General features: G+C 72.3%; 22 protein-coding genes. 8 read left to right on the forward strand and 14 right to left on the reverse strand.

The window, feature by feature from the left end:
• The first annotated feature begins 2 nt into the window (after window positions 1-2).
• Window positions 3-1,850, forward strand: coding sequence for a BCCT family transporter (locus tag PIJ49_RS03540; RefSeq protein ID WP_271825843.1), 1,848 nt, complete (start codon window positions 3-5; stop codon window positions 1,848-1,850).
• 65 nt (window positions 1,851-1,915) lie between these two features.
• Here PIJ49_RS03540 and PIJ49_RS03545 read toward each other — a convergent pair whose 3' ends face one another.
• Complete coding sequence (locus PIJ49_RS03545; protein WP_271825844.1) at window positions 1,916-2,617, reverse strand: SDR family oxidoreductase; 702 nt, start codon at window positions 2,615-2,617, stop codon at window positions 1,916-1,918.
• A gap of 93 nt (window positions 2,618-2,710) precedes the next feature.
• Here PIJ49_RS03545 and PIJ49_RS03550 point away from each other — a divergent pair, with 93 nt between their 5' ends.
• Together PIJ49_RS03550 and PIJ49_RS03555 are read left to right on the forward strand one after the other, a co-directional pair.
• Window positions 2,711-3,097, forward strand: a complete 387-nt coding sequence (locus tag PIJ49_RS03550) for a MerR family transcriptional regulator (protein ID WP_271825846.1) — start codon at window positions 2,711-2,713, stop codon at window positions 3,095-3,097.
• A gap of 41 nt (window positions 3,098-3,138) precedes the next feature.
• The gene (locus PIJ49_RS03555) at window positions 3,139-3,963 is read left to right on the forward strand and encodes a DNA-formamidopyrimidine glycosylase family protein (RefSeq protein WP_271825847.1); all 825 of its coding nucleotides are present in this window, start codon (window positions 3,139-3,141) and stop codon (window positions 3,961-3,963) included.
• On the opposite strand, the gene PIJ49_RS03560 is transcribed toward PIJ49_RS03555, so the two are convergent.
• Window positions 3,921-4,472: an ATP-binding protein gene (locus PIJ49_RS03560; RefSeq protein WP_271825848.1), complete on the reverse strand. Its 552-nt coding sequence runs from the start codon at window positions 4,470-4,472 to the stop codon at window positions 3,921-3,923. The two genes, PIJ49_RS03555 and PIJ49_RS03560, sit on opposite strands and share 43 nt — an antisense overlap.
• A 177-nt stretch (window positions 4,473-4,649) precedes the next feature.
• On the opposite strand from PIJ49_RS03560, the gene PIJ49_RS03565 reads away from it, so the two are divergent.
• Window positions 4,650-5,051: an arsenate reductase ArsC gene (locus tag PIJ49_RS03565; protein WP_271825849.1), complete on the forward strand. Its 402-nt coding sequence runs from the start codon at window positions 4,650-4,652 to the stop codon at window positions 5,049-5,051.
• A 21-nt stretch (window positions 5,052-5,072) separates the two neighbouring features.
• Here the strand turns inward: PIJ49_RS03565 and PIJ49_RS03570 are convergent, their stop codons facing one another.
• From PIJ49_RS03570 to PIJ49_RS03605, 8 genes are all read right to left on the reverse strand, one after another.
• Window positions 5,073-5,459, reverse strand: a complete 387-nt coding sequence (locus tag PIJ49_RS03570) for a DUF1304 domain-containing protein (protein WP_066657431.1) — start codon at window positions 5,457-5,459, stop codon at window positions 5,073-5,075.
• Window positions 5,460-5,481: 22 nt separating this feature from the next.
• On the reverse strand, window positions 5,482-5,739 hold the full coding sequence (locus tag PIJ49_RS03575) for a VanZ family protein (RefSeq protein WP_066657433.1): 258 nt from the start codon (window positions 5,737-5,739) through the stop codon (window positions 5,482-5,484).
• 27 nt (window positions 5,740-5,766) lie between these two features.
• Entirely contained in the window at window positions 5,767-6,483 is a 717-nt protein-coding gene (locus tag PIJ49_RS03580; protein WP_442874595.1) for an NUDIX hydrolase, read from the reverse strand.
• Window positions 6,480-7,220: a copper resistance CopC family protein gene (locus PIJ49_RS03585; protein ID WP_271825852.1), complete on the reverse strand. Its 741-nt coding sequence runs from the start codon at window positions 7,218-7,220 to the stop codon at window positions 6,480-6,482. Before PIJ49_RS03585 ends, PIJ49_RS03580 begins: the two co-directional genes overlap by 4 nt.
• Before the next feature lie 79 nt (window positions 7,221-7,299).
• Window positions 7,300-7,737 carry an ester cyclase gene (locus tag PIJ49_RS03590; protein ID WP_271825854.1) on the reverse strand — a complete coding sequence of 146 codons (438 nt, stop codon included), beginning with the start codon at window positions 7,735-7,737 and terminating at the stop codon, window positions 7,300-7,302.
• A 176-nt stretch (window positions 7,738-7,913) separates the two neighbouring features.
• Entirely contained in the window at window positions 7,914-8,765 is an 852-nt protein-coding gene (locus tag PIJ49_RS03595; RefSeq protein ID WP_271825855.1) for a LamG domain-containing protein, read from the reverse strand.
• Window positions 8,762-9,643 carry a S26 family signal peptidase gene (locus PIJ49_RS03600; RefSeq protein ID WP_066657460.1) on the reverse strand — a complete coding sequence of 294 codons (882 nt, stop codon included), beginning with the start codon at window positions 9,641-9,643 and terminating at the stop codon, window positions 8,762-8,764. The genes PIJ49_RS03595 and PIJ49_RS03600 overlap by 4 nt, the downstream gene beginning before the upstream one ends.
• A gap of 295 nt (window positions 9,644-9,938) precedes the next feature.
• Window positions 9,939-10,592 (reverse strand): COG1361 family protein, encoded by a 654-nt coding sequence (locus tag PIJ49_RS03605; RefSeq protein WP_209684798.1) that lies wholly within the window; start codon window positions 10,590-10,592, stop codon window positions 9,939-9,941.
• A gap of 164 nt (window positions 10,593-10,756) precedes the next feature.
• On the opposite strand from PIJ49_RS03605, the gene PIJ49_RS03610 reads away from it, so the two are divergent.
• Complete coding sequence (locus tag PIJ49_RS03610) at window positions 10,757-11,209, forward strand: MarR family winged helix-turn-helix transcriptional regulator (RefSeq protein ID WP_271825857.1); 453 nt, start codon at window positions 10,757-10,759, stop codon at window positions 11,207-11,209.
• A 75-nt stretch (window positions 11,210-11,284) separates the two neighbouring features.
• Window positions 11,285-12,268 (forward strand): TerC family protein, encoded by a 984-nt coding sequence (locus PIJ49_RS03615; RefSeq protein WP_058749078.1) that lies wholly within the window; start codon window positions 11,285-11,287, stop codon window positions 12,266-12,268.
• Window positions 12,269-12,313: 45 nt separating this feature from the next.
• Here PIJ49_RS03615 and PIJ49_RS03620 read toward each other — a convergent pair whose 3' ends face one another.
• From PIJ49_RS03620 to PIJ49_RS03635, 4 genes are read right to left on the reverse strand one after another with little or no spacing between them, the layout of a single operon-like run.
• Window positions 12,314-13,414 (reverse strand): AI-2E family transporter, encoded by a 1,101-nt coding sequence (locus tag PIJ49_RS03620; protein ID WP_271825860.1) that lies wholly within the window; start codon window positions 13,412-13,414, stop codon window positions 12,314-12,316.
• On the reverse strand, window positions 13,411-14,535 hold the full coding sequence (locus tag PIJ49_RS03625) for a Brp/Blh family beta-carotene 15,15'-dioxygenase (RefSeq protein ID WP_271825861.1): 1,125 nt from the start codon (window positions 14,533-14,535) through the stop codon (window positions 13,411-13,413). Before PIJ49_RS03625 ends, PIJ49_RS03620 begins: the two co-directional genes overlap by 4 nt.
• The gene (locus tag PIJ49_RS03630; protein ID WP_271825863.1) at window positions 14,532-15,992 is read right to left on the reverse strand and encodes a lycopene cyclase family protein; all 1,461 of its coding nucleotides are present in this window, start codon (window positions 15,990-15,992) and stop codon (window positions 14,532-14,534) included. The genes PIJ49_RS03625 and PIJ49_RS03630 overlap by 4 nt, the downstream gene beginning before the upstream one ends.
• On the reverse strand, window positions 15,979-16,896 hold the full coding sequence (locus PIJ49_RS03635) for a bacteriorhodopsin (RefSeq protein ID WP_271825864.1): 918 nt from the start codon (window positions 16,894-16,896) through the stop codon (window positions 15,979-15,981). Before PIJ49_RS03635 ends, PIJ49_RS03630 begins: the two co-directional genes overlap by 14 nt.
• A 191-nt stretch (window positions 16,897-17,087) precedes the next feature.
• Here PIJ49_RS03635 and PIJ49_RS03640 point away from each other — a divergent pair, with 191 nt between their 5' ends.
• Complete coding sequence (locus PIJ49_RS03640; RefSeq protein ID WP_271825866.1) at window positions 17,088-17,741, forward strand: response regulator transcription factor; 654 nt, start codon at window positions 17,088-17,090, stop codon at window positions 17,739-17,741.
• Between the two features lie 9 nt (window positions 17,742-17,750).
• Window positions 17,751-18,230 (forward strand): MarR family transcriptional regulator, encoded by a 480-nt coding sequence (locus PIJ49_RS03645; protein WP_271825868.1) that lies wholly within the window; start codon window positions 17,751-17,753, stop codon window positions 18,228-18,230.
• Window positions 18,231-18,250 lie beyond the last annotated feature (20 nt).

Consider the following 18,250-nt stretch of genomic DNA (forward strand, 5'->3'; position numbering starts at 1 on the left):
GGATGGCCACCACCAGACCACCCGCAACCGCATCCGATCAACTCCGGCCCGGTGAGCCGGTCCGCACCACCCCCCAGCTCGCTCGTTGGGTCTTCTGGCCGGCCGCCGTGATCGTGCTCGGCTTCGTCGCCTGGACCCTCATCGCGCCGTCGTCCGCCGAGGCCGTGTTCACCGCACTGCAGAGCGGGATCGTCCGCAACTTCAGCTGGTACTACGTGCTCATCGCGGCGTTCTTCGTCGGGTTCTCCCTGTTCGTCGGCTTCTCGAGGTACGGCGACATCAAGCTCGGCAAGGACCAGGACGAACCCGAGTTCTCCACCGGCTCGTGGTTCGCCCTGCTCTTCGCTGCGGGCATGGGCATCGGCCTCGTCTTCTACGGTGTCTCCGAGCCGCTCAGTCACTTCGCCTCGCCCCGGCCCGGTGTCACGGGCACCGAGAACCAGCTCGCCCAGCAGGCGATGACCCAGACCTTCCTGCACTGGGGCCTGCACGCCTGGGCCATCTACGTCGTCCTCGGCCTCGCCCTGGCGTACGCGATCCACCGCAGGGGCCGCCCGGTCTCGATCCGCTGGGCCCTCGAACCACTGCTCGGCAACCGCGTGCGCGGCGGGTGGGGCAACCTCATCGACGTGATCGCCCTGATCGGCACGCTGTTCGGTGTCGCGACCTCGCTCGGCCTCGGTGTCATCCAGATCGGTGCCGGCCTCGAGAGCGCGGGCCTCGCCGAGAGCAGCACCGTCAGCCAGATCGCCATCATCGCGGTCATCACCGCCGTGACGATCGTCTCCCTGGTCACCGGTGTGACCAAGGGCATGAAGATCCTCTCGAACTTCAACCTCATCCTCGCGGCGGCACTGCTGCTCTTCATCCTGATCGTCGGCCCCACGCAGTTCCTGCTCCGCGACTTCGTCCAGTCGATCGGTGCCTACCTGCAGAACGTGGTGGGCCTGTCCTTCAACGTCACCGCGCAGCAGGGCGCCGCGGGCGAGGAGTGGCAGGGCGCCTGGACCACGTTCTACTGGGGCTGGTGGATGTCGTGGGCCCCCTTCGTGGGCATCTTCATCGCCCGGATCTCGCGCGGTCGCACCGTCCGTGAGTTCGTCTTCGGCGTGCTGCTCGTGCCGACCGCCCTCACCTTCCTCTGGTTCGCCGTCCTCGGCGGTGCCGCGATCCACCAGGAGACCGACGGCGCCGGCGGCCTCGTCGGCGCGGACGGCTCCGTCGATGTCGAGGGGTCGCTCTTCACGCTGCTCGCCGACCTGCCCGCGGGCGTCGTGCTGACGTTCGGCGCGATCCTGCTCATCGGTGTGTTCTTCGTGACGTCCTCGGACTCGGGGTCGCTCGTCATGGCGATGATCGCCTCGGGCGGTGACATCGAGCCGAAGAACTGGCTCCGCGTCTTCTTCGCGGTCGTCGCCGCCCTGCTCGCCGTCGCGCTGCTGCTGACCGGCGGGCTGAACGCGTTGAAGACCGCGGCGATCACCACGGCACTCCCGTTCAGCGTCGTGCTGCTCATGGTCTGCTGGTCCACCGTGATCGCCTTCAACCGGGAACGCCGGGCGTACGACAAGGCGGAGCGCGAGGTCCTGCTCGAGCACGTCGGCGCGTACTACGGTCTCGAGGTCGACGCACCGGAGCAGCGGCAGTCCGGTCGCCCCTGGGACCTGGTGCGCCGGATCCGCGGCGGCCGTGGGCGTTCCGCGTCGGCCGTCGGCGAGGTCAGCACCTCGCCGGATGCCTTCCCGGTGCACACGCAGACCGTCTCGCCGGACCCCGGCATCGACGCGACCCTCGATCCGGCGCCGGTGGACACGTCCGCCGACCGCCCGGAGGAGCGCCCCGGCTCCTGACGCGACCCGGTGACGGACGGGAGGCGCGGTGCCGGCTGGCACCGCGCCTCCCGTCCGTCCTGCCGTCAGCCCAGCTGCGCCGCGAGCACGTCCGGCGTCTGCTGGAGCGACGCCTTGACCATCGCGCTCCACTCGTCGACGACGACCTCCGCGAGCCCCTGCTCGACCCCGTCGAGCGACGCGCGTGCGACGTCGGCCGGGTCGGTCATGTGGCCGTCGTACCCGGCCATCATGTCGGTGTCGGCCGCGCCGAGGTGCAGCCCCTGGACCGTGATCCCCGCGTCGCGCAGCTCGAGCCGGACCGCGTTCGTCATGTTCCACTCCGCGGCCTTCGCCACCCCGTAGGCACCCGACCCCGGGTACGCGAACCAGGAGAGCGCGGAGAGCACGTTGACCACCGCGCCACCACCGTTGCGTTCGATGACGGGTGCGAAGGCCCGCAGCATCGACAGGGTGCCCCAGAGGTGGGTGTCGAGCAGCCGGTGCCCGTCGGCGAGGTCGTCGCGCAGGAGCGAGCCGGTGCCGGCGATCCCGGCGTTGTTGACGAGCAGCGTGACGTCCTGCGCGGCAGCAGCCGCAGCGGCGACCGACGCCTCGTCGGTGATGTCGAGCGGCAGCACCTCGACGCCGTCGATGTCGACGAGCTCGGGGCGGCGAGCGGTCGCGTAGACCTTGGTCGCGCCGCGCTCGAGCAGCTGGGCGACGAAGCGGCGGCCGATGCCCCGGTTCGACCCGGTGACGAGTGCGACGGATCCGGCGATGTCCATGGTGTCCTCCTGCCTGGCGGGTCCTTCCCGCTGCGGCTCGGCTACGGTAGGACCTCACATCGGTGTCAGGTGCAAGTGCGGATCGGAGACGACGTGCGGATCGGTGACCTCGCTGCGGCGACGGGTGCGAGCGTGCGCTCGCTGCGGTACTACGAGGAGCAGGGGTTGCTCAGCGCGGAGCGGACCGCGGGTGGCCAGCGGTCCTACGCGGCGGCGTCCGTCGAACGGGTGCAGCTCGTGCAGCAGCTCTTCTCCGCCGGACTCCCGAGCCGGACCATCGTGCAGCTGCTGCCGTGCGTCGACGCGGGGGCGGCGACGCCGGAGTCCTTCGCGCTGCTGGTCGCCGAGCGCGACCGGATCACCGCACAGCTCGCGGAGCTCGAGGCCGCCCGCGACCGGCTCGACGAGGTCATCGCGATCACCGAGCACCCGACGCCCGAGCACTGCCCGGCACTGCGGGAGCACGCCGCCGCGGCCTGAGGAGCGCCGACGCTGTCGGTGGCCCCGCCTACCGTGAGGGCATGCCCGAGGGTGACTCCGTCCACCGCCTGGCAGCTCGACTCCGTGCCGTCGACGGGGCCCTGGTCACCCGCGGCGAGCTCCGCGGCGGCGCCGACGCCGGCACCCCGCTCGGCGGTCGACGCATCGTCGAGCACGCCACGCACGGCAAGCACCTGCTGACCCGGTTCGACGACGGCAGCACGCTGCACACGCACATGCGGATGACCGGTTCGTGGACCACGACGGGTGCGGGGAAGCGGCTGCCGGTCCGCGCCGCGCAGGACGCCCGGGTGCGCATGGCCCTCGACGACGGACGGACGGTGTGGGGGATCGCGCTGCCCGTGGTCGAGCTGCTCCCCACCCGCGACGAGCACCTGGCGGTCGGACACCTCGGACCGGACCTGCTCCACGAGGACTTCGACCGCGACGAGGCCGTCCGACGCTGCACGGCGGACCCGGACCTGCCCGTGCGCACGGTCCTGCTCGACCAGCGGCGTGTGGCCGGGCTCGGCAACCTCTGGGCGAACGAGCTCGGCTTCGTCCGCGGGCTGCACCCGGACCGGCCGATCGGCACGGTCGACGTCGGGACCCTGCTCGACACCGCGCAGCGGATGCTCCGCCACTCGGCGACGACACCCGACGCCTACCAGGTGACGACGGGGGTGCTCCGTCGTGGGGAGCGCCACTGGGTCGTCGGGCGGGCCGGGCGACCGTGCCTGCGCTGCGGCACGCGGGTGCGCGCCCGCGACGACGTCGAGGTGGTCGGCTCCGCGCCCCGACGCGTCTGGTGGTGTCCCCGCTGTCAGCCCGCGGCGGTCGGGCTCGCCGGGACCGCCGTGGGCTGACCGTCCGCGATGGCGCGGGCGACCTGCTCGGGCGTGCGTCCGACGGTCGACACGACCTCGGCGGCCTCGTGCAGCCAGCCGTCCGCCGCCTCGGCGTACGGGGCGAGGCGGCTCATCCGGAAGGTCGAGTAGCCGACGACGGCGTCGTCCTCGATCCGTCGGCGCAGGGTGTCCTGGTCGGCGTGCAGGACGACGTGCCGCACCGGGATCCCGTGCTGCGCGAACCCGTCGGCGATCTCCTGCCAGTAGGCCTCGACCAGCACGGTCTGCGGCATGACGAGGGTGCCGCCGACCTGGCCGAGCACCCGTCGCGCGGTCTCGACGACGAGGGGGCGCCACGGGGCCCAGTGCTGGAAGTCCCCGTGGTCGGGCAGCGCCGGTCGGACGTCCATCAGGACCTCGCCGATCTTCTCCGGGTCGAGCACGTGGGCGTCGGGCAGCATCGGCTGCAGCAGGCGGGCCGTCGTCGTCTTGCCGGCTCCGTGGGTGCCGTTGATCCACACGATCACCCCGCGGACGCTACCGCACCGACCCGCTCGGGTGGGTCACGATCTGGACGCGCCACGGGACGGACGGGAGGCACGGTGCGGGCCCGCCACGGGCCTCCCGTCCGCAGCCGGGCCCGTTCGTTCACCTCGGTGCGGCAGGATGACCCCACCCCGTCCCGACCGACCCCCGGAGTCACCGTGCCCGACCAGAAGCCCGCCGTCCTGTTCGTCTGCGTCCACAACGCCGGCCGCTCGCAGATGGCAGCCGGGTGGCTCCGACACCTCGGCGGCGACCGTGTCGACGTCTTCTCCGCCGGGTCGGATCCCGCCGACCGCATCAACGCCGTCGCGGTGCAGGCGATGGCCGAGGAGGGCATCGACATCGCGGGGGAGCAGCCCGCCGTCCTGACCACAGACGCGGTGCGCCAGGCGGACGTCGTCGTGACGATGGGCTGTGGGGACGCGTGCCCGGTCTTCCCGGGCAAGCGCTACGAGGACTGGGCGCTCACCGACCCGGCCGGCCTGCCGATCGACCAGGTGCGCCCGGTGCGCGACGAGGTCCGCCGCCGGGTCGAGGCCCTGCTCGCCGAGCTGCTCTAGACCAGCGCCGCGACCGCTCGGTCAGACCAGCGCGGCGATCCCGAGCAGGAGCAGCGCGAGGAGCGGCAGCGCGCCCTGCGTGGTGGCGGCACGGCGCTTCGTCGCGTCGCTCGTGAACAGCACCAGCGCGGCGGCGAGCATGCTCCCGGTGCCGGCGACGACGAGCGTCAGACCGACGGCGGTGCCGCCGGAGGCGACGACGACGATGCCGACCAGGACGAGCACGGCGAGGAACAGGTTGTAGAAGCCCTGGTTGAACGCGAGCGAGCGTGTGGCGGCGGCCTCCTGCTCCGAGGTGCCGAAGGTGTTCCGCGCACGCGGGGTGGTCCAGAGGACGGACTCGAGCACGAAGATGTAGACGTGCAGGAGCGCGGCGAGGGCGGCGAGCACCAGGGCGACGACGGTCATGCTCAGACCCTACGACGTCCGGTCAGCGACGTCGCGCGGCCCGGCGTCGCACGAGCCCGAGCGCCGCTGCCGCGAGCAGGCCGCCGATCACCGCACCGATGCCGTTCGTGACCAGGTCGCTCGTGTCGCAGGCCCGGCCGATGCCGAGCACGAACGCCTGCACCGCCTCGATGCCGGCGGACAGGCCGATGCCGGCAGCCGCCATCAGCAGCGGCCGGCCGGTGCGCAGCCCGGCCAGGAACACGACCGGGACGAGGACGCCGGAGGCGAGCCACGGCACCTCGACGAGCAGGGTGGAGAACAGGGGTCAGGTCCTTCGGTGCGCAGGGAGCGGGAGCTCGTGCCCCGCGTCCCAGGGCTCCGTCCAGCCGAGCCGGTCGAAGAGCGCGTCGAGCAGCATCGCCGTGAACCCCCAGAGCGTGTGCACGCCCTGGTCCGACCGTACCGTGAAGGCCGGCCCCCGCCACTCCCGGCCGCCGCGACGGAGGACGGTCACCCCGCGGTTCGCCGGGTCGAGCAGGTCGGCCACGGGCGTCCGGAAGACGGCGGCGGACTCCCGCTCGTCGACGACCCGCACGGGAGTGGGTTCGCGCCACCACCCGAGCACGGGCCGCACCAGGTGGTTCGAGTGCGCGAGCGGTACGGCGGGCAGGGTGCCGAGGACCTCGACACCGGACGGGTCGAGCCCGGTCTCCTCGCGGGCCTCCCGCAGGGCCGCAGCGGGCGCGTCGACGTCGTCCGGGTCGATGCGCCCGCCGGGGAACGCGATCTCGCCCGGGTGCGAGCGGAGGGTCGAGGCGCGGGCGAGCAGCAGGACGTCGAGGTCACGGTGCACGGCATCGGCGACGGCTGGGCGCGTGCTCGGGGTGCGGTCGAGCACTCCGAAGAGCATGAGCACGGCCGCCGCCCGGGGGTCCGGCGTGCTCGGCATCGCGGGCACGAGCGGGGCGGCTCCGGGGCCGGCGGCGGCGGCGAGCGCCGCGCGGGCAGCGTCGGCCGGCGGGACCTGCGCCGCCCGGGTCACCGCCGTGTGCCGTCCTCGTCCGTGCCGTGCCCGACCGTGCCGTGCTCGCCCGAGTCGTGCCCGGCGGTGTCGTCCTCGACGTCCGGTCCCGCGGCGGGGACACCGTTCCGACGGGCCAGCAGGGCGCGGACGCCGACGACGCCCGCGAACACGACGACGACCAGCGCGACGATCAGCAGCAGGATCGTGTGGTGTCGGTGGTCGACCGGGGCGGCGGCCGCCTGGGTGGCCGACACCTCGTCGGAGGTGCCGGACGCGGCGTCCGCCGTCGCGGTCGCGGTCGGCGCTGCGGAGGACGCAGCAGCGGTCGGGGTCGGCGTCTCCGCGATGCCCGAGGTCGTCGAGGAGTCGAGCGCTGCCGGGCCGCTCGACGCGAACCGGTACTCGCCGGAGATCGGGTGCCCGTCGACGGAGACGCTCCGCCACCGCACCGAGTACGACCCCGCTGCGGAGATGTCGAGGTCCTTGCCGATGGTGTTGCCCTCGACCGTGACCTCGCCGGACGTGTGCTCGGCGTCCTGGGCGTCGGTGACGCTGATCACGATGCCGGTCTGCAGGCCGCTGAGCGGCGGTTCGGAGAGGGTCAGGGTGATGCGGTCCAGGTCACCCGCGACCGTCGCGTCGGCCACCGGGTCGGACGCGACCAGCACGTCGTGGGCCGATGCCGGCCCGGCGACGAACAGGACGGGCGCGAGCGCTGCGACGAGGACAGTGGCGAGGAGGGCTCGGAGACGCACGGGTGCCTTTCGACGAGGGCGGACCCGGCTGGTACCGGACGCCCCGAGCGTACCCGGGGCGTCCGGCAGAGCGGCCCGGTCAGCCCTTGCTGACGAACTGCACGTCGGACGAGCCGAGCTGCAGCTGCTCCTCGATGCCCTGCTGGTCCGTCGAGCCCCAGCGCTCCGCGATCTTGCCGTCGACGAACTTCGACACCTGGATGCCACGGACGGTGAACGAGCGTCCGGTCGGCTCGTGCCCCTGGAACGGACCCGTGTGCGTGCCGTGGATCGTGAACACCGCGGTGACGAAGTCGTCGGTGACGATCAGCGGGTCGGCCTCGAGCGTCACGTCGGGGAACGCCGTCGTGAACTCCGTCCAGAAGTCGACGATGCCGGCGAGGCCGGGCGCCTGCCCGGGTGCGGGGTCGTGGTCGACGACGTCCTCGTGCCAGGCCTCGTGCATGCGACCCCAGTCGCGGGCCTCGAGGATCCCGCCGAGCTTCTCCTGCGTGGCGGCGTTCGCGTCCTTGGTCATGTGGGTTCCTCCCGTGGTCGGACGGTGAGGGTCCTGGCTACGCCGGAGACCCCGGAACGACCCGGGTGTCCGAGGGACACGCTGTCCGATCGGCGAACGCAGCCGGTCGGTCGAGGAGGCGGACGGGGGGCGCGCGGCGGCCTCGCCACGCGCCTCCCGTCCGTCGTCCTGGAGCGTCAGCGACCGGCCGCGTAGTGGTTCGCGACCTGCGTCGCGGACAGTTCGGTCGAGTAGACGGCGGCGTACCGCATCGACCCGGTGAAGTACTCCCTGGACGGCGCACCCGGCCACCCGCTGATGGTGTCGTACCCGATGCGGAAGTACCCGGTGTAGTTCTCCGGGGCCTTGAACGCGGTGTTCGACGCGACGAGCGTGCCGTCCAGGTACAGGCGCATGCCGTTCGTCGGCGACATCGTCGACACGACGTGGTGCCACGCACCGTCGGTGACGGCCTTCGGCGAGGTGATCACCTGGGTCGTCCCGTTGTACGACCCGAACACGAGCTGCCCGGCGGTGTTCACGTAGATCTGCCGGTCGTGCTGCCCCGAGGTGGCGACCTGGTTGCTGCCGAAGCCGATGAGCAGTCCACCGGCCACCGTGGTGCGGAACCAGACCTCCTCGCTGAAGGTCGTCGGGTTCGCGTAGGCCCGCGGCGTCGAGACGAAGCTGTTCGTGCCGTTCAGCGTGTAGGCCGAGCCGCCGTCGCGGGTGCAGGCCCCGGGGTTCGCGGTCGCGGTCATGGTGCCCTGGTAGGTGCCCGCGTTGCCCTTGCCCGACGAGTCCGCCGCGGTCCGCGACCCGGAGGTCTCGTCGAGGTCGTACGCGAACAGGGCGCCCGCCGCGTCGGCGCGGGCGGCAGCGGCGCAGGTGAAGTAGGGCGCGGTGGCCGCGGTGTTGCCGGTGTTCGCGACGGTCGCGCTGTAGGCGGAACGGGTGGGCGCGAACTGGTTGAGCAGCACGACCACGGCGAGGGCGACGACGAGCAGGGCGGCGACGACCCGACCGTCGCGGAGGCGACCGGCCCTCACGAGGCACGCACCGGTTCGACACGGCCGACGGCCAGGCAGAGCACGAGCGGCACGAGGCACACCAGGACGAGCGCGGCCCAGCCGACCGGGTCGAGGTGGATGTTCGAGGTCAGCTGGTAGTGCCCGTTCTCCGTGAGCTCGTGGATGACGACGCGTCCGACCTGGCCGTCGACCAGGTGCACGGTGGTGCCGCCGTGGGCCTCGACGCGGACGGGGAACATCCCGGAGGAGACGATGGTCGCCTCGACCCCCTCGGGGCTCGAGGTGTTCGTGATCGTGGTCACGTTCACGAACGGCTTGAGGACGAAGGCTGCGTACGAGGTCGTGAGGGCACCACCGGCGATGCGCAGGCAGGTGCGGGTCACGCGGTCGGTGAAGGCGCTGGTGAGCGTCCAGATCAGCAGGGTGCCGACGAGCAGGATCGGTGCGGCGCGGAACAGCCAGCCGAGGTGGGGCACGAGGAGCACCGGTGCGCCGATGACGTCGTGCTGCGTGAGCGTCCACGGGTCGGTGGCACCGTTGATGTCCCCGCGGGTGTGCAGGCCCTGCGCGTCGATGCCGATGATGCGGTGCGTGTAGACGACGCCGGGGTTCGCATCGGTCGCGAACGAGACGACGTCGCCGACCGCGAGCGTGTCCACGTCGACCGGCATGTCGAGCACGAGGGTGCCGACCGGGGCGGCCACGCCCATCGAGGGCGTCTCGACGACGAACCAGCGACCACCGGCGGACAGGAACAGCACCGCGGCGGTCAGCAGCACGGCGGCGACCGCGGCGACCGTCCAGGCGAGGACGGTCTCGGAGCGGCTGACGGCACGGCCGCGCAGGACCGGACGGTCGAGCGTGCCGCTGAGCGGGATCGCTGCGGTCTGGCTCATCTGCTGCTCCGGTGGGGTCGGCCGCCCCGGAGGGACGGCGGGTGGTGCGGGTGCGGGGAGTGCGTGGGGAAGGGGGGCGGCGCTCGGGCGTGGGGGGACGTCCGAGCGCCGCCGGGGTGGACGCGTCCGACCGGACGGGGGGATGACGGTCGGACTGCGCCGGGGGTGACGTCACCCGGCCGGAAGGGGGGAGGCCGGTCGGGGGGCGTCGGTCTGTGGAGTTCGGTCTGGGAGCGGGGGGGTACCGTGCCGGCGGGACGGGATCAGGGCGTCACGCCGGCTCGCTCCCTGCGGGTCAGGCGGTGAAGGTCCAGGTCATCGGGACGGACGCTGCGAGGCCCTGGTACGTGTTGCCGGCCGACGGGTCGAGGGTTACCGCGAAGTTGAACGGCACGGTGGCGCCGGCGGCGGGGGCCTGGGGCATCGTGAAGGACGAGGCCGGCGCACCCTTGAAGCTGGCGAGGGTGCCGCTGAAGACGGTGGTCGAGCCCGAGGTGATGACGAGGTTCATCTTCGCGCAGAGGTCGGTCGCGGTGCCGTTCTGCGTGCCGTTGGCCGACTGCGTGCAGGTCGCACCCGGGGTCAGCGTGAAGGTCGCGGCGTTCGCGGTACCGGTGTTCTTGATCGAGATCGCGGTGTTGACGGTGTTGCCGGGCGTCATCGTCGTGCTGCCACCGAACTTGTTGATGGTGGAGCAGGTCGCCGCGTTCGTGGAGACCGAACCACCGTCGGTGCTGAGGCAGGTGACGGTCGCGCCGGCGTTCTGCTCCTGCATGACCAGCGTGCCGGTCGCGGCGGTGTTGCTCGAGTTGGTGATGCTCGCGGCGAACCCGGAGAGGGTGCCGGTGAGCGAGAGCGACAGCAGGACGGCGGCGAAGATGCCGGCGAGGAGTGCCACGGGGGCGAAACGGATCCGCTTCATCGCGGAGGTGCGGAGCTTGGTGGACACGGTGTACCTCATCGTTCGGTGGTGGTGCGGGCAGTCGGAGCAAGTGGTTCGGGCTCACTTGCTTCAATGATCAAGATAGTCAGTTGTTCACCAATTTGACCACTCGTATACTTACCCCAGAGCGGGGGACGCCCCGTGTCCCCCCTTCGACGGAAGCAGGTCCCGTGGCCCCCTCCACCGACGACGCCGACCTGATGGCGGCGTTCGCCGCGGTCGTCCGCGCGAACACGAGCCTGGTCGGCCAGCTCAGCACGCGAGCCGGCATCCACGAGAACGCCCTGCGCGCGCTCGTGCTCGTCAGCGACACCGGGTACTCGACCCCCACCGAGGTCGCCGGCTACCTCGGGCTGACCTCGGGTGCGGTGACGAACATGATCGACCGCATGACGGCCGCCGGGCTGATCGAGCGCGCACCCAACCCCGCGGACCGACGGGGGTCCCTGCTGCGCCTGCTCCCGGCTGGCGACGCCGTCGTCGACGACTACCGCGCGCGCTACGGCGCGATGCTGCGCGCCGTCGACGGCGCGCACGGCGGCGAGCTCCACGAGGTGCTGAACTCCCTGGCAACCAGCCTGTACGAGCAGGCGGCCGACGCGATCGGCGTCCGCGGGGACTGAACCGGGACGCGACGGACGGGAGGCACGGCGCGGGCCCGCCGCGCGCCTCCCGTCCGCATGCCCCAGACTGGAACGATGCCCCAGCTCCCCGTCGTCTTCGAGGTCGGCTCCATCATCGCGCTCGTCGCGATCCTGCTCGTCGACCTGCTCATCGTCGCCCGCCGACCGCACGTCCCGAGCCTGCGCGAATCGGGCGCGTGGGTCGGTGTCTACGTGGGGCTCGCGCTCGTCTTCGCGGTGCTCATGCTCGTCTTCGCCGGCGGGGACGCCGCGGGGCAGTTCGTCGCCGGCTGGCTGACCGAGTACAGCCTGAGCATCGACAACCTGTTCGTCTTCGTCATCATCATGGCGCGGTTCAGCGTGCCGAAGGCGATCCAGCAGGAGGTGCTGATGCTCGGCATCATCATCGCCCTGGTCCTGCGCGGGGTGTTCATCCTGGTCGGCGCGCAACTCATCGAGGACTTCACCTGGATCTTCTACCTGTTCGGCGCGTGGCTCATCTGGACCGCGATCCAGCAGCTCCGTGAGGACGACGACGAGGAGCAGCAGGACAGCGCCCTCGTCCGCCTGCTGCGCCGTCGGGTGCGCATCACGGACGAGTTCGACGGCATGAAGTTCCGCGTCTCCCAGGACGGGGCGAAGCACTTCACACCGCTGCTCATCGTGCTCATCGCGATCGGCACGACGGACCTGCTGTTCGCGCTCGACTCGATCCCGGCGATCTTCGGCATCACCGAGAGCGCCTTCATCGTCTTCACCGCGAACGTGTTCGCCCTGATGGGTCTGCGGCAGCTGTACTTCCTGCTCGGCGGGCTGCTCGAGCGCCTGGTCTACCTGAAGTACGGGATCGCGCTCATCCTGGCGTTCATCGGCGTGAAGCTCGTGCTGCACGCCCTGCACGAGAACGAGCTGCCGTTCCTCAACGGGGGCGAGGGGTTCTCGTGGGCGCCGGAGATCCCGACCTGGGTGTCCCTCGTGGTGATCCTCGTCGCGATGGCGGGCGCGACGGGGGCGAGCCTCGTCCGGATGCGACGGGACGCGGTGGTCAGCGGGCGCTGACCGTCCGGGCCGCGGTGGTCGGCCGGCGCTGACCCTGCGGCTGCGTCAGGCGGTGGGCTCGGCGCTCTGCGGGATCGGCAGGGCGATCTCGACGTCGGGGTCGTCCTGCCGGGCCGCCCGGATCATCGAGTTCGCGGTCGCGGCGAGCGGTACGGCGAAGAACCCGCCGGCGATCCCGCCGATCGTCGTGCCGGCGATCACCGCCAGCAGCACCGCGAGCGGGTGCACGGCGACGACGGACCCGGTCAGGAACGGGTGCAGCACCTGGCCCTCGAGCTGCTGCACGAGCACGACGACCCCGAGCATGACCAGGGCGACCACCCAGCCCTTGAACAGCAGTGCGAGGAGCACCGCGACGGCCCCGGCGGCGAAGGCCCCGACGACCGGGATGAACGCCCCGACGAACACCACGACACCGATCGGCCCGGCGAGCGGCACCCCGAGCAGGAACGCGCCGAGTGCGATGCCGATCGCGTCCGTCGCCGCGATGACGACCTGCACGCGGATGAAGTGCGTCAGGGTCGTCCACCCGGCCTCGCCGGCGACGCCGATCCGGTGCTGCGCGGCCCGGGGGAAGAGCGAGACGACCCACTCCCACATCCTCCGTCCGCCGGTGAGCGCGAAGATCGTCACGAAGGTCACGATGAAGAGCCCTTCGCCGAGGTGCACGAGGGTGGCGCCCGCGACGACGACGCCCTGCTGCAGTTCGGCGGCGTGCTGCTCGACGAAGGTCCTGGCGTCCGTCGAGAGCGTGTCGAGGTCGACCGACGGCAGGCCGAACGGCGGGTGCCGCAGCAGGTCCTGCACGGTACCGATGAGCGCCACCGTGCGGTCCTCGAGGCTCGGGAGCTGCTCGCTGACGCGCCAGACGACCAGGAAGACGAGCAGGGCGATCCCGACGACGAGCGACAGCAGCGCGAGGACGATCGCGAGCCACCCCGGGACACCGTGACGCTGCAGCAGGGCACTGAAGGGCACGAGCAGCGCGGCGACGACCAGCCCGATGAGCAGGGGCACCACGACGTTCGACAGGGTGAAGGCGATCCACCCGACCAGGCCGACGGCCGCCGCGATGACGAGGATGCGACCGGCGAACACCGCGCCCGTGCGCAGGCCGGACGGGCGGGGAGCGGGTGTGGTGGTCACGGGGTGTCCTTCGTTCGGGGTGCTGGTGCCGGGCGATCGGTCGAGCGCTCGGCACGGGGGTGCGCCACGTGGTCCGGTGTGCGTCGGGACCAGGTGCGCTGCACGTGGTCCATCCACGTGACGACGACGGTGTGCGGGGTGGTGAGCGCCGCGATGAGGACCAGGTAGACGCCGAGGTCGGCTCGGCGGACCACGGCGGCGAGTGCCACGAGCATCGCCACCGCGATCGCGGTGATCGGCCACGCCTGGCGGGCGAAGCGGAGGAACGGCGCGAGCAGCCGGCCGCGGTGCAGCTGTCCCGCGCTCGTCGGCTCGGTCAGCTCGAGTCGCAGGATGTGCCGGACCGCGTGCCACAGCGTGAAGTAGAGGCCGACCGCGAGCACCGGCGGCACGACGGCGAAGAACGCGACGAGCACGAGGTCCTCGGAGACCTGCCGCCAGCGCGGTCCGCCGGCACGGGCGACGACCACGACGTGCAGCACGACGAGCGCGGCGACCAGGACGGCGCCGGCGAGCCGGACCGCGCCGGGCACCACGAGCACGGCGCCGTCGAGCCCGCCGTCGACCACCGCCGCCGACTCGACGACCACGTGCGCGGCGGCACCCGGCTGCGCGACGAACGGCACGGTCATCGGCAGGGCTCCGCGCACCGCCACGGTCAGGCTGGACCCGAGCGCGCCCGGCACGCCGTCGCCGAGGAGCCGGTCGACGAACAGGTCGCCCTGCCCCCAGTGGAACCAGGTGATCCCGACGAACACCGCGAAGCCGAGCAGCGGTGCGGTGGTCCAGAGCGCGACCGTCGCCGCGCCGACGACGAGGTAGAGCGCCACGACCGTGACGACCGACCGCGCGGTGCTCGTCCCCGGACGCAGGCGCGCGGGGACCAGGTGGTCGAGGGCGCCGTGGGGGAGCCCGAAGACCAGCACGCTCACCGCGAAGGGCACGAGCTGCACCGCCACGGGGACGGCAGCGCCGCTGAGCGTCGTGACGGCGCAGGCGAGTGCGACGAGCGCGAGCACCGCGGTCACCGGCGCGAGCACGCGGTCGGCGACCCAGGTGCGGAGGGCGGGCGGCGCCGCGAGCCCGCGGTCGGGCAGGACGCCCGCCGGCACCGCGGTCACGGTCGGCCCCCGGACCGGACGGCCGTGTCCCGGTCCGTCCGAGTCCGGGTCCGGGTCCGGGTCCGGGTCTGGGTCTGGGTCTGGGTCTGGGTCTGGGTCTGGGCGACCGTGTCCCGGTCCGTCCGGCTGCGGACGACCGCGTCACGGACGGTCCGCGCCAGTGCCGCCAGGAACGGGCGCTTCTGCAGCGCCAGGACGATGCGCAGCTCGTCGATCGGGCCCGACCGCTCCGACAGGAACCGGACGACGAGGGGACCGGGCAGCGCGAAGAGCCGCCGGAACGCCTCCGCTGCCTGCTCCGGCCGGTCCCGCAGGAACCGCAGGAACACCGCGTCGAGGAAGCGCGTCCGCCACCCGTCGACGAACGGCGGCACCGCGGTCCCGGCGGCGAGGTGCTGCGCGACGAGGGCGCTGTGCCGGTTGCTCCGGGCGAACCCGTAGCCGCTGCTCGGACGGGTCGTCCCCACGACGGCGGTCGCTGCCGACCACCGGGCGTCGGGCCGTGCCGGTGCGTCGGTCATGGGGATGCACCCGCGTTCCTCGTCGACCACGCGCCACTCGTCCGGACGGAGCCCCCACCGTCGCCCGACGTAGCCGGCGACGTGGCCCTCGTGGTCGAACGGGTCGGCGGCGTCCGGGGTGAAGACCGTGCTCTCGACGAGCGCCTCGGTGGGGGAGACCGGCAGGACGTAGACGAACCGGACGGGTCCGGCGGCGTCCTGTCCGGTGAAGTCCATGAGCGTCGCGGTCGACGTGTCGAACACGGGTCGGTCGGCGGTGACCCAGTGTCCGACGAACCGCTGGTGCAGGAGCACGCGGCCTGCTCCGACGTGGTCCGGGCACCGGGGTCCACGGGCGTCGAGCACCTGCCGTGCGCGCACCGTCCCGAGTCGGGAGGTCACGACGCACCCGTCGTCGGTGCGCACGACCGTCGAGACGGGGGCACCGCCGACGACGCGGACGGTCCCGGCGGTGTCGTCGCCACCCGCGGCGATCCGTCGCTCGGCTGCCTCCCGACGATCGGCGGCCCGGACGAGCACGTAGGGGTGTGCGGGGTCGGTCCCGGTGCTCGTTCCGTGGTCCGTGCGGACCTCCCACCGGTCCCAGCTCGCCGACCGCGCCTCCGGCAGGGGATCGCTGCCGTCGTCCCACGAGCACCACGAGCGCGGGTCGGGCGTCGAGCGCCCCTCGAGCACGAGGACGGTCGGTGCGCCCGCGGAACCGGCCTCGGCACCAGCACCAGCACCGACACCGGCACCGGCACCGGCACCGGCACCGGTCGCGGCCTCGGCCTCGGCCTCGGCGAGCCGGATCGCGGTGGCCAGGCCGGAGCAGCCGGCTCCGACGATCGCGACGTCGACGGTGCCGGGCAGGGCCGGACGGACGAGGCCGGGGGCCGGAACGCCGTGCGCTCCGACCCCCTGGCTGGTCGCGACCGTCGGGTCAGCGACGAGCACGCTGCGCACCGGGGGCGGCGGCGTGCTGCGAGTGGTGCGCCGTGGCGGTGTTCGGGAGCGTGCCGTCGGAGAGCTTCTCGGACGAGATCCAGAGCGCCTCGGGGAGGGTGTCGACGCCGGTGCGGACGTCCTCGGCGGAGCGGAGCTTGGCGATCTTGTGGATCATCGAGCCGAAGCCGACCTTCGCGACGATGTCGGCCGCGGACAGGATGATCTGCATCCAGGTGATGACCGCGCCCCCGTGCCCCCAGCCCTGCAGGCCGAAGATGATCGGGTACGCCATCCACGTGATGATCAGCAGGATGCCGGCATTCCGCAGCGTCGCGGCGGCGGGGGTGCCCTTGAGGTCACGGCCCCCCTTGACGACGACGTAGACGACGAGGACGTACAGGATCACCATGAAGACGCCGGAGATGACGCCCCAGGTCCAGAGCGCGCCCGTGTTCGTGCCGGAGTCGATGACGACGCCGCCGATGAACCCGGTGCTGATCATCAGGAACGCGGCAGCGATGCCCACCGCACGCAGTCGACGGGCGGCGGCACCGGCGAGGGTGGCGACGGCGATGAGCTCGATCACCAGCAGCGGGACGGTGACGGTCCAGTCGAAGTAGCGCGGCGCCCAGGACAGGATCGCGTTCGCGTTCGGGACCCACGAGTCACCCTTGCGGTCGTAGCCGAGCGCAAACTCGATGACCAGCAGCACGTAGGACAGGAACGCGATGCCGGTGATGCACATCCCCGCGTACACGCCGGTGCGGTAGCGGCCGGTGATCTCGTTGACCGAGACCCAGGACTTCACGAAGAACGCGAAGAGCGCGAGTCCCGCGACCGAGAGTGCGTAGACGATGAGCGTGTGCTCCGCGAGCGTCAGCGTCGCGTTCCACGGAGCGAGTGCATCCGACATGGGGGTCCTTCCAGGGGTTCGAAGGCCGGCGGAACACCACCGACCAGGAAAACTTGCTCCTGGGCAACCGTCGCGGTTCCCAGGCCCGGCTGCGGATGGGGTACAGCGCCGTCCGTAGCGTGGTGATCTCGACCGAACCAGGGCACGATCGCGCCCGTCTCACCCCCAGGGGTGGTCCTGAGAGGATCCAGATGTCCGAGCGCATCCGCGTCGCACTCGTCAACGACTACGAACTCGTCCTGCGTGGTCTCGCCGACCTGCTCGCCCCGTTCTCGGACCGGCTCGAGGTCGTGCAGCTCGACGCCCGTCACCGGGTGACCGTGGACGTCGACGTGGCGCTCTACGACACGTTCGCCCAGCCGCAGCGCGACGACGAGGACGTGACCCGGTTGGCCTCGAACCCCCGCATCCGGACCGTCGCCGTCTTCACGTGGAAGATGGACCAGGACCTCATCGACGCCGCCGTGTCCCGGGGCGCGACGGGCTACTTCGCGAAGAGCTCGACCGCCGAGCAGCTCGCCGACGGGCTCCTCCGCGTCGCGGCGGGCGAGCGGGTTCTGGACGAGCCGCGCCGTCGGGTGGCGAGCGGGCCGGGTGTCGACTGGCCCGGCCGCGACCTCGGGATCTCGGACCGGCAGTCCGAGATCCTCGCCCTGATCACCCAGGGCAAGCGCAACGACGAGATCGCCGAACTGACGCACCTCAGTCCGAACACGGTGAAGACCCACATCCGCACGCTCTACAGCAAGATCGGCGCCCGGACCCGGGTCGACGCGGTGCTGTGGGGGACCGACCACGGGTTCCGGCCCGACCACCGCAGCGTCGACCGGGCCACGTCGCCGTAGGCTGGCCCGGTGGGCGACGACGATGAGCAGCAGTCACGAACGGAGTCGTCCGTCGTGGACGCGTCGATCGTCGGGCTCGGCATCGTGCTCCGCTCCCTCGCTCCCGCGCTCGAGCAGGTGACGCTGCAGCAGTACCGGATCCTCGTCCTCCTGGCCACCCGTGGGCCGCTGCGGGCCGGGGACCTGGCCGTCGAGCTCGGGCTGCTCCCGTCCGGCATCACCCGGATGGTCGACCGTCTGGTCCGCGACGGGTGGGTGACCCGGAGGACCTCCGGTCGCGAGGTCCTGGTCACCGCCGGTGAGGACGCCCTCGCGCTCGTCGAGCACGTGCTCGCGCGTCGGGCCGTCGAGTTCCGGGCGGCGCTCCGCCGGATGACCCCCGAGGAGCGGTCAGCCGTGCGCACGGCGGCGGACGCGCTGGCACGCACCGCGGTCGCGGACCCGGTGCTGGACGCACAGCTCCTGCTCGCGACCCCACCCGAACGGTGACCCCCGGGTCGTACCGTGGG

This window comes from Curtobacterium uvaldense, from assembly GCF_028307415.1.
Classification (GTDB): domain Bacteria; phylum Actinomycetota; class Actinomycetes; order Actinomycetales; family Microbacteriaceae; genus Curtobacterium.

What these genes read in the sequence shown, in the direction of transcription:
- PIJ49_RS03590 (WP_271825854.1), bottom strand. Translation starts at nt 7,737, where the DNA reads ATGACCAAGGACGCGAACGCCGCCACGCAGGAGAAGCTCGGCGGGATC.
- PIJ49_RS03555 (WP_271825847.1), top strand. Translation starts at nt 3,139, where the DNA reads ATGCCCGAGGGTGACTCCGTCCACCGCCTGGCAGCTCGACTCCGTGCC.
- PIJ49_RS03635 (WP_271825864.1), bottom strand. Translation starts at nt 16,896, where the DNA reads ATGTCGGATGCACTCGCTCCGTGGAACGCGACGCTGACGCTCGCGGAG.
- PIJ49_RS03615 (WP_058749078.1), top strand. Translation starts at nt 11,285, where the DNA reads ATGCCCCAGCTCCCCGTCGTCTTCGAGGTCGGCTCCATCATCGCGCTC.
- PIJ49_RS03570 (WP_066657431.1), bottom strand. Translation starts at nt 5,459, where the DNA reads ATGACCGTCGTCGCCCTGGTGCTCGCCGCCCTCGCCGCGCTCCTGCAC.
- PIJ49_RS03545 (WP_271825844.1), bottom strand. Translation starts at nt 2,617, where the DNA reads ATGGACATCGCCGGATCCGTCGCACTCGTCACCGGGTCGAACCGGGGC.
- PIJ49_RS03540 (WP_271825843.1), top strand. Translation starts at nt 3, where the DNA reads ATGGCCACCACCAGACCACCCGCAACCGCATCCGATCAACTCCGGCCC.
- PIJ49_RS03600 (WP_066657460.1), bottom strand. Translation starts at nt 9,643, where the DNA reads ATGAGCCAGACCGCAGCGATCCCGCTCAGCGGCACGCTCGACCGTCCG.
- PIJ49_RS03640 (WP_271825866.1), top strand. Translation starts at nt 17,088, where the DNA reads ATGTCCGAGCGCATCCGCGTCGCACTCGTCAACGACTACGAACTCGTC.